The sequence below is a fragment of the Opitutia bacterium KCR 482 genome (assembly GCA_029269845.2).
Taxonomy (GTDB): Bacteria; Verrucomicrobiota; Verrucomicrobiia; order Opitutales; family Intestinicryptomonadaceae; genus Merdousia.
On record CP149973.1, the window covers coordinates 1,569,941 to 1,584,206 of the forward strand.

The window sequence follows — 14,266 nt, forward strand, 5'->3', positions numbered from 1 at the left end:
TTTCTATCGGAGCTTTGCGTCTCGGTCTGGCGGTACGCCGTGTGCGCGGGCATTAGTTGCAGTTTGCGCGCAATGGCGTGGGCATTGCTTGCGCATTTCGCGTTTTTATTGGGTGCAAAAAAAACGGACTCCCTGCGGTGTCCGTTCCTTCGCGAAAATTTACGTTTCTTGTTATTTGTAGAATTCGGTGATTTGCATGAGCAGGTAGCTGTGCTCGTCGCGCGAAATCTTGCCGTCTTTTCTCAACTGGTCTACTTTCAAAATCGCGCCCGCCATGTCTTCGAAGGGCTTTACGCCTTTCGTCGCGGGGAGGAATGCGGGTTTGAGCGACTGGTTCACGGGGGCGGGCGTCAATTTCTTGTAGTAGCCCATGTCAACCAGAGGACCGAACTTTACGAGGGGATTGGCGCGAACCGAGGCGAGGCTGACCGTCTGGTCTTTATAGCCTTCCTTTACGAGCTTGATTTCGTAGACGCTTTTGGTGTCGAGCGAGAGGACTGTGGGGGTTTGTCCTGCAAGTTCGCCGTTGACGAACACTTTTGCGCCCGACGGAATGCTGTCTACCGAAACGTCTTCCGTGAACGTCATTGTGGAGCATGCCGAAAGAAGTGCTGCTGTAAACGAAAGAAGGAGTATTTTTTTCATAAAGGGTTTTGTTGTAGATTTATTGCGGTTGATTGGTTGACAATGTGCCATTCATTTTGTGTTCAGTCAAGCTTTTTGCTTAAAAAAACGCTAAAATGTCGGTTTTATTACAGTTTGGACAGCTCTTTTGAGCGTTTTTCTGCGGCTTTGAGCGCGTCGGCGACCGTTTTGCGGAAGCCGCTCTTTTCGAAAACGTCGAGAGCCGCGAGCGTCGTACCCCCCGGGCTTGACACCGCGATTCGCAGTTCGTCCGCGCTCAGGGGCGATTTTTCGAGCAACACCGCCGAGCCTAGGAGCGTGCGTTCGACGAGTTTTTTTGCCTCTTCGTCCGAAAAGCCTATTTCCCTTGCGCCGGCAATCATTGCCGCGGCGAATTCGAAGATGTAGCCCGGGCCGCTTCCCGAAAGCGCGGTTACGGCGTCGAGACGCGCCTCCTCTATTTCCATGTATTCGCCGATTGCAGAAAGCACCGTGTCTACCGTTTTCTTTTCGTCGTCCGCAAGGGGCGATTCGGGCGCGTAGCACGAGATTCCCAGCGAAATTTGCGCGGGCATGTTCGGCATTACCCTCACGATTTTCCCGACGTTCGGGAAGCACTCGCGCAGGCGGGCAATCGAAGTTCCCGCGAGAATCGACACAAGCACCTTGCTCTTTGCCGACTTCCCCGCCGCCGCAACGTCTTTGAGCTGCTGGGGCTTGCACGCGGCGACAATCGTTTCGGACTGCGCGAAGAGCGATTCGAGGCTGTCGGCGAGCGCAATCGACGTTTCCGCCGAGAGTTTTTTGCCCGTGTCGTCGTTGCCGCACGAGCACGCCACTTCGGCGGCGGACACCTTGCCGCTCGCCAAAATTCCGTGGATAATTGCGCCTGCCATTTTGCCTGCGCCTATGAAGCCGAATTTTTTCATTCTTTTATGCGATTAAAGTTGTTTTACAAATTCCTTCGCCAAGTGCGATAGGAATTTCGGCGCCCTGTTTTGCGCCTCAACGAGGTTCGGGGCGAGGGGCAGAATCTGCCCGATTTTCGCGTTGGGGATTCCCATTTCGTCGATGTCCTTTTGCGAGAGCGTGGAAGAGCCGCAGAAAATCCACACGGGTTTTTTGTGTTTCGCCGCGAGTTTCGCGAGCGCGTACGGGCCTTTGCCCTGCTTGTCGGTCGCGTCGAAGACGCCTTCGCCCGTGATTACGATGTTCGAGTTTTTCACCGCCGTTTCGAGGTCGGCGTATTTTGCGAACAGCTCGAAGCCGCTCACGCGCTTGGCGTTTAGAAAGGTCATCAAACCGTATCCGCAGCCGCCCGCCGAGCCTGCGCCCGCCTGTTCGTGCGCGCTTTTGCCGACGCATTTTTTTGCGACTTCCGTGAGGCGTTTCATGTTCCGTTCGAGAGCCTCCGCCTGTTCTTTCGTCGCGCCCTTTTGTTCTGCGTAGGCGAGAGCCGCGCCCGTCTTGCCGAGCAGCGGGTTGCCGACGTCGGTCGCAACGACGAACTTTGTTGAAAACTTCTTTTCGGGCGGCACGATTTTATCGAGCTTCGCAAGCCCCTCGCCAGTCGGTTCGATGTCTTTGCCGTCCTTGTCCAAAAATTTGAAGCCGAGGGGAATGAGAAGCCCTATGCCGCCGTCGTTTGTCGCGCTTCCGCCGACGCCCACGATAATCGTTTTGTAGCCGCGTTCGACGAGTTTTTCGAGAATCTGTCCCGAACCTATGTTCGTAAGCTTTGCGGGGTTGCGCTCCTGCTCCGAAACGAGGTTGATTCCCGACGCCTCCGTAAGCCCTACAAGAGCCGTGGATTCGTCAAGCAGGGCGCATTTTGCCGTGAGCACCTGCCCCGTGGGGTCGATAGTTTTGAGCCTTATGACCTTAGAGCCTTTTATTGCCTTCGAAACTGTGTCTACAAAGCCGTCGCCGCCGTCGGTGAGCGTGTATTCGGAAATCTGGGCGTCTTTCGATTCGGCGAGAATCCCCATTTTTATGGCGTGCGCAGCCTGACTCGCCGAGAGCGAGCCGCGGAATTTATCGGGTGCTACCAAGAATTTCAGTGTTTTGCTCATGATAAGTAATGCTGTAATTTTTTAGAATTATGGGAAATTCCAACTAACCGCCATTATTTCTATAATTTCAAAAAAATCACTTAAAGGCAATTATTTTTTTATCCGCGCGGTCATTTTTTTGAACAAGCGGCGGTTGCTTCGCGTCTCCCCGCGCCGAATCGCGGGCAAAGCGACGGGGCGGGACGCGGATAAAGGGCGTCGCCGAATTTGCGCCGCCGTTTGGGTTTTCGTCTGTTTTTGTTTAAAAACTTTAAAATATGCTTGCAATCGGCGCGGGGCTTCCTATGAATTTTTGTCATATGGCAAACACTTATAAAGACGCAAAAGAACAGTACGCCAAGTTCGGGGTAGACACCGAAAAGGCGATTCAAATTCTCGATTCCATTCCGCTTTCCATGCACTGCTGGCAGGGCGACGACGTGTGCGGCTTCGAAACTCCCGACGCGGGTCTTTCGGGCGACGGCATTCAGGCTACGGGCAACTACCCCGGCAAGGCTCGCAATCCCGACGAACTCCGCGCCGACATCGACGAAGCCGTAAAATATATCCCCGGAAAAATCCGTCTCAACCTACACGCAATCTACGGCGAATTCGGCGGCAAAAAGGTTGAGCGCAACAAAATCGGCTACGAAAATTTCAAGGGCTGGGTAGACTGGTGCAAGTCGCGCAAAATGGGCATAGACTTCAACCCGACGTATTTCTCGCACCCGCTCGTAAAAGACGGCATGACGCTTTCAAGCCCCGACAAGGGCGTGCGCCAGTACTGGGTTGAGCACGGCATTGCGTGCCGCAAAATCGCCGAAAGAATCGGCAAGGAACTCGGCGACACCGTAATCACGAACTTCTGGATGCCCGACGGCATGAAGGACATGCCCGCCGACAGGCTCGCGCCCCGCGAACGCATGGCGGACTCTCTCGACAAGATTTTCAAGGTCAAAATCTCGAAGAAATACAACAAGGATTCCTTCGAAAGCAAGCTCTTCGGCATCGGCAGCGAAAGCTACGTCGTAGGCTCGCACGAATTCGTAATGGGCTATGCGGTAAAGAACGGCATTCTCATCACTTTCGACTCCGGGCACTTCCACCCGACCGAAACGATTGCCGACAAAATCTCCTCGGCTCTCCTTTTCGTCCCCGAACTCCTCCTGCACGTCTCTCGCGGCGTAAGGTGGGACAGCGACCACGTCGTGCTTTTCGACGACAACACCACGGCAATCATGCAGGAAATCGTCCGCACGAACGCAATCGACAAGGTGCACATCGGCATGGACTACTTCGACGCGTCGATTAACCGCATTTTCGCGTGGGCTCTCGGCATGCGCGCCGCCCGCAAAGCTCTGCTCTACGCTCTGCTCGAGCCCGTAGCGATGATGCGCAAGGCGGAAAACGACGTCGATTTCGGCATGCGCCTCGCCCTCATGGAGGAATCGCGCACGCTTCCGTTCGCCGACGTTTGGGCGGAATACTGCAAGCGCAGCGGCAAGCCCTGCGGCTTGAAGATGGTTGAAGGCATCAAGAAGTACGAACAGAAAGTGCTTTCGAAGCGTTAATTGTCCGGATTTTCCGCGAACCGCCGACATTCTCGGCGGTTTGTTTTTTTCAACCCCGTGCGCCGCTTTCGGCGCGAAAACAAAAGGAGACAACAAATGGATTCGTTTTACGGAATTATGCTTTTTGCGCTCGCGGGCTTTGTGTCGGCGGCGTTCTACACACCGCTCAAATACGTCAAGTGGAAGTGGGAGGTAATGTGGATATTCTGGTCGCTTGCGGCTCTCATCATTTGCCCGACGCTTATCGCAAGCTTCGCAATCCCCAGCTGCTGGCAGGCGATAGGGGAGGTCGAGTTCGACACAATTATCTGGACATTCGTCTACGGCGCGCTTTGGGGCGTCGGCGGGCTTACGTTCGGGCTTTCGATGCGCTATTTGGGAATCGGCTTGGGCACGGCGGTCGCCCTCGGCTTCTGCGCGTTGGTGGGAACGCTAATTCCGCCGATTAAGTCGGGCAAGATTCTCGAAATCGCCTCCGACCGCGCGGGGCTTCTGGTGCTCATAGGCGTGTTCATTTGCGCGCTGGGAATAGCAATAAACGGCGTTGCGGGCATGATGAAAGAGCGCGACGCAAAGGCGGCGGGCGCGGACGGCGGCTCGTCGGAATTCAGCCTTGCGAAGGGCTTTGCCGTGGCGATTGTAGCGGGCTTTCTGAGCGCGTGCATGTCGCTTTCAATGGACGCGGGCAAGCCGATTGCCGAAAAGGCGAAGGCTCTTGCCGCGATAGACCCAGCGCAGGCGGAGCTTTTCAAAAACAGCGCAATCCTCATAATCACGCTCGTCGGCGGCTTTGCCACGAATTTCGCGTGGTGTCTGTTCCTTTCCTTTAAAAACAAAAGCTTTGCCGACGCCAAGGCGGCGGGCGCGGGCAGGGGGATTGTCTACATGCTTCTGTGCGCTCTGGGCGGTCTGCTCTGGTACTGCCAGTTCTTCCTCTACGGCATGGGGCAGACGAAACTTTCGGAGCAGTACGCGTTTGCAAGCTGGGCTATTCTGATGGCGTTTGTAATCGTGTTCGCGGGCGTAATCGGGCTGCTTATCGGCGAATGGAAAGGCTCGTCCAAGCTCACAAAGGCGGTGCTTTGGCTCGGCATTCTGGTTCTTGCTGCGTCCACGTTCGTGATGTCGATATAACGAAGTTAACACATTGACGCCCGACTCTTGTTCGTGGCTTGCGAAACTCGGCGCGGATACCTGTCCGCGCCTTTTTGTTTGCGGGCAAAAACGCGCTTTGCGGCGGCTTTGCGCGGGCGGGCTGTCCGACTTTCTCCGCGGACGGCTTCCGCTTTGCAATAGCCGAAATTTCAATGTGTTGTAAATTTATGGGAAAAATTTTTACGAATAGTGTTGCCATACCCGCTCCTTTCGGGTTTTTAATTAATCCCCGAAAATGAAGTATATTTTTATTACAGGCGGAGTAGTTTCATCTTTGGGTAAAGGGCTGACATCGGGCGCGCTCGGTGCCCTTCTCGAAACAAGAAAATTGAAGGTCAGAATACAGAAATTCGACCCTTATTTGAATGTCGACCCCGGAACGATGAGTCCGTTCCAGCACGGCGAAGTCTATGTGCTCGACGACGGCGCGGAAACCGACCTCGACTTGGGACACTACGAACGCTTTACGCACGGCAAACTCAGCCGCTTCAACAACCTTACGTCGGGGCAGATTTACGAGCATGTCCTCCAAAAGGAACGCCGCGGCGACTACCTCGGCAAGACCGTTCAAGTTATTCCGCACGTGACAAACGAAATCAAGGCGCGCATGTACGCGGCGGGCGAGGGCGTAGACGTCCTCATTACCGAAATCGGCGGAACTGTCGGCGACATCGAGGGACTGCCTTTCCTCGAAGCCCTGCGCCAGTTCTCGCTGGAAGTCGGCAAAAACAACGTGCTTTTCATTCACGTAACGCTTCTTCCCTACCTGCGGGCGGCGGGCGAACTCAAAACAAAGCCATCGCAGCAGAGCGTTGCAAAACTGCGCGAAATCGGCATTCAGCCCGACATTCTCGTATGTCGCACCGAACAGCCCATGTCGGAGGACATGCGCCAAAAGCTTTCAATGTTCTGCAATGTGGAGCAAAAGGCGGTTATCGAAGAGATGGACGTAAAACACTCCATCTACGAGCTTCCGCTCATTCTCGCGCAGGAGGGCATGGACAGCATCGTGGTTGAAAAGCTCGGCATCGACGCTCCCGAAAGCGACATGACCGCGTGGAACTCAATCGTCCGCAGGCTCATCTCGCCCAAGAGCGGCGAATGCAAAATCGCGGTAGTCGGCAAATACATTGATTTGCAGGACGCGTATAAATCTATTTACGAATCTCTTGCGCACGCAGGCGTGGGCAACGATTGCAAAGTGAACGTCCTGCGCGTCGATTCCGAAAGCATTGAGCGCGACGGCGCGGCGGCGCACCTCGACGGCGTCGACGGCATTCTTATCCCCGGCGGCTTCGGCGACAGGGGCATTGAAGGTAAAATTTTGGCGGCAAAATACGCGCGCGAAAACAAGATTCCCTACTTCGGAATCTGCCTCGGCATGCAGATTGCGGTAATCGAATACGCGCGCGACGTGCTCGGGCTCGACGGCGCAAACAGCGCGGAATTCAACGACAACACCCTTTACCCCGTAATCACGATTATGGACGAGCAAAAGAGCATTGTAGACAAGGGCGCGACAATGCGCCTCGGCTCCTACGAGTGCAGGCTTGTAGAGGGCACAAAGGCTCTCGCCGCCTACGGAGAGATGTCTGTCCGCGAACGCCACCGCCACCGCTACGAATTCAACAATATCTACCGCAAGCGTCTTGAAGACGCGGGATTGCGCGTGGCGGGCGTCAACCCGAAGCGCGACTTGGTCGAAATCGTGGAAGTCGTAGACCACCCGTGGATGGTCGGCGTACAGTTCCACCCCGAATTCCAGTCGAAGCCGTCGAAACCGCACCCGCTTTTCTGCGCGTTCGTGGGACAGGCGCTGGCTCGCGCAAAATCGAAAAAATAGATGATTTTTCAGGACGGAAAACTTCTTCTTATCGCGGGACCGTGCTCTCTGGAATGCAGGGAGCTTAGCTTCCGCGTGGCGGAGCGCGTGGCGGCGGTCGCCGAAAAATTCGCCGACTCGCTCACGGTTCTCTTCAAGGGCAGCTTCGACAAGGCAAACCGCACAAGCCTTTCAAGCCCGCGCGGGCCGGGAATCGACGAGGGGCTGAAAATCCTCGCCGATGTCCGCAAAACGTTCGGACTTCCCGTGATTACAGACGTTCACGAATCCGCCCAGTGCGCGAAAATCGGCGAAGTCTGCGACGCCCTCCAAATTCCCGCGTTCCTCTGCCGTCAGACCGACCTCCTTGTGGCGGCGGCAAAAACGGGCAAATGCGTGAACGTCAAAAAGGGGCAGTTCCTCTCGCCCTACGACATGAAATACGCCGTGGCGAAACTGCGCGACGCGGGGGCTTCGGAAGTCTGGCAGACAGAGCGCGGAACGACCTTCGGCTACGGAAACCTCGTGGTGGATATGCGCTCGTTCTCGATAATGGCGCAAAACGGAACGCCCACTATCATGGACGCAACGCATTCGACCCAGCTCCCCGGAGCGGGCAACGGCGTAAGCGGCGGCGAGCGCAAATACGCGGAAATCCTCGCGCGGGCGGCAGTAGCGGCGGGCGCGGACGGTCTGTTTATCGAAACGCACCCCGAACCCGAAAAAGCTCTTTCGGACGCGGCGACACAGCTCCCGCTCGACAGGCTCGAACACCTCGTGGAGTCGTGCCTTGCAATCCGCGCGGCATTGGGCAAAGCCTAAAAAAACGCCGAATTTTCTTTTCAACGCGCCCTGCGGAACTCCTTTCGCGGGGTATTTTTTTGTAGGCAAACTTCGACAGTTTCTGAAAGTAAACTGTTTACCAAATTTCTCCAAAAATATGTTGTAAAATGCGGGCGCGTCGAAAAAATAGCTTCATCAAAAGTCAACTCGATATAGCTATATATGAACGTGAAAAAACTCTCATCATTCGCCGCCCTTTCGCTCTTTGCCGCATCGCTTTTCGGCGCGCCCGCAAACGCCTCGGATAAAACCGCAAGACCCACGACGGAATTTTTCCAAAAGTCGGTCGTCTACCAAATCCTCCCCCAACACTTCACGCAGGAGGGAACTCTCGCAAAGGCGGCGGAATTTCTGCCGCACATCAAGTCGCTCGGAATGGACATCGTGTACCTCTGCCCGATTGTCGAGTCGGACGACGACGGCGACACCCGCTTTTGGAGCAAACGCCAAAAGGCGTCGGGGCTGAACAACCCCCGCAACCCCTACCGAATGAAGGACTATTTCAAAATCGACCCCCGCTTCGGCACGGACAAAGACCTTAAAAACTTCGTAGAGCAGGCGCACGCGCTCGGTTTGAAAGTCGTGCTCGACCTCGTTTACTACCACTGCGGGCCGAAAGCCGTCTTCATCGAAACCAACCCCGACTTCGTCGTGCGCGACGCCGACGGCAAAGTCAAGAACGGCCGCTGGAGTTTCCCCGAACTCAACTTCAAAAGCAGGGGACTTCGCGACTACCTCATCAAAAACATGGAGTACTTCGTCGAAAAATTCGACGTAGACGGCTACCGCACCGACGTAGAACCGTCTGTTCCCGCCGACTTCTGGGCGGAGGCGTACACCCGCATCGCAAAAATCAAGCCCGACGTCATCATGATTGCCGAGGGCGAACGCAAAGACGCGCAGGTTGACGCCTACGACGCAAATTACTCTTTCAAATGGGAATACGGAATCATTAACGTATTTCAGGGCAAAAAGCCCGCCGACTCGCTCCGCAAAATTTGGGAAGATCAGGACGCGGCGTTCGCAAAAGGCTCGCGCCTGCTCCGCGCCCTCGACAACCACGACACCGCAAGCGACGCCTGCCAACCCGACAAGGGCGGCGCGCGCTACGAAAAACAGTTCGGCAACCGCGGCATGGACGCAATCCAAGTGCTGAACTTTACAATCGACGGCATTCCCTTTGTCTATAACGGAAACGAATTCGCCGACGACGCGTACTTCTCGATGTTCGCCGACAACACGCACGGACGCACGTTCGTCGCGTGGGAGAATATCGCAACCCGCGAGGGTTGGAAGCGAATGCAGCTGATTCGCGCGCTTTCCAAAATGCGCAAGGAAAACACGGCATTGTGGAGCGGCGCTACGACGTGGGTCGATAACGGCGCCCCCGAAAGCGTGCTTTCGTTCACGCGCAACGCGAAGTGGGAAAACGTGCTCGTGGTGGTTAATACGCGGAACGCGGAAGTGGATACGGACGTGTTCCTGAAAGCGGACAAGTTTTCGACAATGCTCGCAGGCGGCGCGACATACAGAAAATACGGCGACGGCTTGAAGGCGAAGCTCGCGCCGTACGGCTATCTTGTTGTTAGGTATGAGTAATCCCTAATAGTATATAGTAAGTGATATGGTAAAGCGGGGCGCGAACCGTAAGGTTCGCGCCCCGTCCTGCGTTTTAATGCTTGCGGAATTTCTGTTTTGCGGCGGTTCGGGGAAATAATCTTGTTGACTTATTCGCCCGCATTTTTAGCTTTTAAGAATAATTATACACGAGTTATTATGAATAACATTAAAGTTGGAATTGTGGGCTGCGGTTTTATCGGCGGCGCATTGCGTAAATGGCTTGGAGAGCACAATAAAGACGTGGAAGTTTTTGTCTCCGACCCGCCGAAAGGCATGAACGATTCTTTGGACTGCGTAGACGTCGTGTTTGTTTCCATTCACATTCCGACGGAAGCCGACGGCTCGCAAAATTTGTCTTTGCTCAAAGACATAATCCGCGGACTGCCCGACAAGCCGATTTTTATCCGCACCACAATTCTTCCCGGAACAAGCGAAATGCTTTCGAAAGAGTGCGGCAAAAGCGTCTATTTCATGCCCGAATTTTTGACGGAACGCACGGCATACGAAGATTTCTCCCGCCAACCCATGGTATTTACCGCCGTCCCCGAATTGCTCGCCAAGATTTTCGTCGGCAAAAAATATATCGTGATGTCGTCGAAGGAGGCGGAAATTACAAAATACGCGCACAACGTGTTCGGCGCGTTGAAAGTCAGCTATTTCAACGGCATTTACGACATTTGCAAAAAACTCGGTCTCAGCTACGAGAACGTTCAAAAAGGCGTGCTGCTAAGCGGCTATATAAACGAACCGCACACGCAAGTTCCAGGGCCAGACGGAAAATTCGGCTACGGCGGAAAGTGCTTCCCGAAAGACGTCAACGCCTTTACCGAAATGTTTGCCGACTACCCGATACACGAGATTCTCAAATCTTTGAAACCCCTGAATATCCTGTTCAGAGGCGAGGATAAGTAGCAGCTTTTGCCAATCGACGCCATGAAAATTGTCCATCTTGTTTTGGGTGATAGGTTCAACGACGGTTGGCTGTACCAGCATAACTTGCTTGCTCTTCAAAACCGTTTGGACGGGCACGAAGTGTCGATAATCACGGGCTGCAATTCCTATTCGACAAACGCGGGGAAAGAGGGCGAATGCCCCGCAGGGCGTTATGTCGATTCAAACGGAATAACGGTGATAAGAATGGCGCGTCCGAAGCTTGTTCCGCCGTTTTTGCATTATTACAAAATCAGATATTACTCCGCATTGCCAAATATTTTGGAGGGCGAAAATCCGGATATAGTTTTCCTCCACGGCATTCAGACGTTTTCCCTAATTCCGCTTTCGAAATACGCAAAAAAACACCCGAACGTGCGCTTCTACGCGGACAACCACGCCGACGATTTCAACGTTTCCAAGAGCTTTGTCGGACGCCGCATTTTGCACGGAGTTGTCTACGCGCGGCTTTACAAATTGTTCGGCGGCTTTATCTCGAAGCTGTTTTATGTAACTCCCGAACGGCGCGATTTCCTCGTTTCCGTCTACGGGTTGGACGAAAAGAAAAACAAAATGGAGTTCCTGCCGCTCGGCGGGATTTCGTATTCCGATGAAAAGTACGCGGAAATTCGGAAATCGGAGCGCGAAAAATTGGGATTGCAGGACAGCGATGTAGCGTTTGTCCATTCGGGCAAACTCGAACCAAGAAAGCGCACGCTCGACGACATCAAGGCGTTTATCGACGCCGACGCGCCGAATGCAAAACTGTTTCTGGCGGGAAGCATAACCGATTCCATTCGCGGAGAGTTTGAAAAATTGGTGGCATCGTCGGACAAGGTCGAATACCTCGGCTGGAAGACGCCCGACGAATTGAACAATCTGCTTTGCGGGTGCGACGTTCTTTTGCAAACGGGGTCGCAGTCGGTAATTTTCGAACAGGGCATATGCTTCGGAATGGCGGCGATTTTGGACAGGGCGGACAACAACAAGTTTTTGCTTTCCGACGGGAACGGAATTTTTGCGGACAACCACGACGAAACCGTATCGGCAATCCGCAAATTAAGTTCTTCTCCCGCAATGCTTGCCGATATGAAGCAAAAATCGAAGGTATTTTCGAAACGCGAACTGCTTTATTCCTCACTTGTTAAAAAATTTTATTGATTTTTATCATTTTTTAGGCGGTTTTTTTTTTCATGAACATTTTGTTTTGCCAAAAATTTTTCAACCCATCAAAAGGCGGAATTGGAAAAGTCACTTGGGTTTTAATTCGCGCATTTAGACGATTGGGTATTAATGTTCATGTAATAGCGATAAAAAATACAGGTTATTTCGGGGAAAACGTCGTGTTTATGCCGTCGGGCAATTTCGACGATTCTTCCGAAAACAAATCATTTCTATCGAATTTCATTCGAGAAAACTCCATTGATGTTTTGATAAATCAGGAAGGTTTGGGGCGATATGGCTTTGATTTATTTCGCAAGGTATGTGCAAACAAATGCGCATTGGTGTCTGTTGTGCATTCCCAACCTTTGGGAGCTGTAAAGAATTTTATATATTCCAAACGCCTGAAATTCCAAAAATACAAGCTTGTTTGGCTTCTAAATTTGCTGTGGGTTCGCCCGCTTAGGGATATTGTTGTTTTTCTCTATAAGTTAAAATATGTCGGGCATTTTAGAAAGCTGTGTGAGTTTTCCGACAGGGTTGTGTTGTTGTCCGAGCTTCACAAGTCGGATATTGTAGAGTATTTGGGCAGATGTCCCGACAATGTGGTCGCAATTCCGAACCCAATCGATATTTCCGAGCCAGCTTTGAACTGCAAAAAAAAGAAACAGGTTTTGTGGGTAGGCCGTGTCGATTCGGGGAAGCGTCTCGACGTATTTATAAAAATTTGGGAACGTTTGTATTCGGAATTTCCGGACTGGGAGGCGTTTGTTTTGGGCGACGGAGTGTGTCTGCCCGCGCAGAAAGAGTATGTGCAAAATCGGAAAATTCCGCGCGTGAACTTTATGGGGTTTCAGCCGTCTAAAAAATATTTTGACGAATCCGAAATTTATTGCGCAACGACGTCGTTCGAGGGCTTCGGCATGACAATTCTCGAAGCGGTTTTGGCAAAGTGCGTTCCCGTTGCATTTAGGACGTTCGATTCCATTGAAGATTTGATTTTGGACGGGAAAAACGGCTTTCTTGTCCCGCCTTACGACATTGAAAAGTATGTCGGCACAATGCGCCGCCTCATGTCGGACTCCGAGTTGCGGGAATCTTTGCGCAAGAACATGGAATGCGTTTCAAACCGTTTCGACTCGGACGCCATTGCAAAAAGATGGTTCGATTTGTTGTCGCAAATCGTTAAGCGTTAGGTCCGAAAAGCCTTTTTGTTTTGGAGATAATTACCAAGACTATCATCATCAACGTAGCATCTTTTGTTCTGATGGTGAACAAGCCGCCTGCGATAATGTCGTACAACAGGTACAGCATTGCAAACAATGCCACCCAATATTCGGGGTATAATTCTTTGTGCCTTATTATATAAAATGTTTTAAGCCCCGCATAGGCGATAATCCAAATGAAAAATGCGCCTCCGATTATTCCGAAAAGTGCCAATGCGTCAATTATCGCAGTGTGGTATCCTGTAAGGGGGCTGACTGTTAATGTGAAATCTATCGTCGGTGTCCCCAATATAGGGCTTGATTTAAATTTGTCCCAGCCGGCCATGGCGATAATCGTGTGGGGGTTGTTGCCCGTATCCTCTATGAGTGCTTCCATTCTGTTTGCCGCAAATTGCGAAACTGTTGCGATAACTGAGACAATTGCGTGTTTGCAAATGTATGCTAAACCGCCCAAAAGTCCGACTCCCGCAAGTGCAAGTACGAAATTTTTGAAAAATGACGCAAAAAATATGATTGTGCAAATAAGCAAAACCACGATAGGCGAGCGGCTTCCCGAAAAAACCGTGATATAAAAGCCGAGAATTACTCCCAACGCGGCGGGGATTTTCCATATAAATTTTATTCTTTTATTGAATATGAGGGCGAGGCTAAGAAGGCAGAGCGAAGCTCCGGCATACCCGAAGCTGATTGAATTCATGCCGACTGCAACGGACTGTCGTTGGCGCGATATATCTATTAAGAGGTCGGTATCGGCAGTGTGTGAAAATCCGAGAGGTTTGAGCATGCAGACAAACGCCAGCATTAATAAAATAAGGGGCAGCGCCTTTTTGAAGTCGATTTTATTGAACGTAATCCATATCGAAATTGCGCTGAAAAACGCGTACAAAGTAAAAAACCAAGTTCTTGTTGTATCCAAAAAGAACGGTTCGTTTACAATATTCACAAATACTTTTAAAATATACGCTACGCAACAGCCGAACATTATATACATCGGCGTTGTTATTTTTTCCCTCGGGATTTCCTTTAAAAGGCATAATCCGCAAGCCGAAAAGAGCACAGCAAGCGAGAAAATTCTGTACGGAATGGATATCGTTTGCGAGTTTGAAAAGCCGAGCAATGTCGAGAAAGACGCCGCAAATTCGTATCCGGGAAGCATGCAAAGCAGGTTTAAGATGCACACGAATACGGTGAAATCGAGTTTTCTTTCCGAGTGGAATATAGGTTCTGGTGTAAATTGATTCATTGGAAAATGGTGATAGTTCA

The 14,266-nt window shown here is 52.1% G+C and carries 12 protein-coding genes; 8 read left to right on the plus strand and 4 right to left on the minus strand.

The genetic code is table 11. The annotated features are described in order from the left end of the window. Positions 1 to 171: 171 nt before the first annotated feature. The 3 genes from P3B99_006640 to P3B99_006650 all read right to left on the minus strand — a co-directional run bounded on the left by P3B99_006640 (position 172) and on the right by P3B99_006650 (position 2,696). On the minus strand, positions 172 to 645 hold the full coding sequence (locus P3B99_006640) for a PEGA domain-containing protein (GenBank protein WYJ06884.1): 474 nt from the start codon (positions 643 to 645) through the stop codon (positions 172 to 174). 107 nt (positions 646 to 752) lie between these two features. Further along, positions 753 to 1,553, minus strand: a complete 801-nt coding sequence (gene proC / locus P3B99_006645; GenBank protein WYJ06885.1) for a pyrroline-5-carboxylate reductase — start codon at positions 1,551 to 1,553, stop codon at positions 753 to 755. Between the two features lie 12 nt (positions 1,554 to 1,565). Continuing rightward, positions 1,566 to 2,696 carry a glycerate kinase gene (locus P3B99_006650; GenBank protein ID WYJ06886.1) on the minus strand — a complete coding sequence of 377 codons (1,131 nt, stop codon included), beginning with the start codon at positions 2,694 to 2,696 and terminating at the stop codon, positions 1,566 to 1,568. 299 nt (positions 2,697 to 2,995) lie between these two features. Between P3B99_006650 and P3B99_006655 the strand changes: the two genes are divergently transcribed. The 8 genes from P3B99_006655 to P3B99_006690 all read left to right on the plus strand — a co-directional run bounded on the left by P3B99_006655 (position 2,996) and on the right by P3B99_006690 (position 12,973). Then, a complete protein-coding gene (locus tag P3B99_006655; protein ID WYJ06887.1) occupies positions 2,996 to 4,246 on the plus strand; it encodes an L-rhamnose isomerase in 1,251 nt (416 codons plus the stop codon). Between the two features lie 96 nt (positions 4,247 to 4,342). Then, the gene (locus tag P3B99_006660) at positions 4,343 to 5,380 is read left to right on the plus strand and encodes an L-rhamnose/proton symporter RhaT (GenBank protein WYJ06888.1); all 1,038 of its coding nucleotides are present in this window, start codon (positions 4,343 to 4,345) and stop codon (positions 5,378 to 5,380) included. 256 nt (positions 5,381 to 5,636) lie between these two features. Beyond that, on the plus strand, positions 5,637 to 7,244 hold the full coding sequence (locus P3B99_006665; GenBank protein ID WYJ06889.1) for a CTP synthase: 1,608 nt from the start codon (positions 5,637 to 5,639) through the stop codon (positions 7,242 to 7,244). Then, entirely contained in the window at positions 7,245 to 8,045 is an 801-nt protein-coding gene (kdsA, locus tag P3B99_006670; GenBank protein WYJ06890.1) for a 3-deoxy-8-phosphooctulonate synthase, read from the plus strand. A 183-nt stretch (positions 8,046 to 8,228) separates the two neighbouring features. Further along, positions 8,229 to 9,665 carry an alpha-amylase family glycosyl hydrolase gene (locus tag P3B99_006675; protein ID WYJ06891.1) on the plus strand — a complete coding sequence of 479 codons (1,437 nt, stop codon included), beginning with the start codon at positions 8,229 to 8,231 and terminating at the stop codon, positions 9,663 to 9,665. Between the two features lie 177 nt (positions 9,666 to 9,842). Beyond that, positions 9,843 to 10,598 carry a UDP-glucose 6-dehydrogenase gene (locus P3B99_006680; GenBank protein ID WYJ06892.1) on the plus strand — a complete coding sequence of 252 codons (756 nt, stop codon included), beginning with the start codon at positions 9,843 to 9,845 and terminating at the stop codon, positions 10,596 to 10,598. Between the two features lie 21 nt (positions 10,599 to 10,619). Then, on the plus strand, positions 10,620 to 11,777 hold the full coding sequence (locus tag P3B99_006685; protein ID WYJ06893.1) for a glycosyltransferase family 4 protein: 1,158 nt from the start codon (positions 10,620 to 10,622) through the stop codon (positions 11,775 to 11,777). Between the two features lie 32 nt (positions 11,778 to 11,809). Then, a complete protein-coding gene (locus P3B99_006690; GenBank protein WYJ06894.1) occupies positions 11,810 to 12,973 on the plus strand; it encodes a glycosyltransferase family 4 protein in 1,164 nt (387 codons plus the stop codon). Here the strand turns inward: P3B99_006690 and P3B99_006695 are convergent. Further along, positions 12,963 to 14,246, minus strand: coding sequence for a hypothetical protein (locus P3B99_006695; protein ID WYJ06895.1), 1,284 nt, complete (start codon positions 14,244 to 14,246; stop codon positions 12,963 to 12,965). The two genes, P3B99_006690 and P3B99_006695, sit on opposite strands and share 11 nt — an antisense overlap. Positions 14,247 to 14,266: the final 20 nt, after the last annotated feature.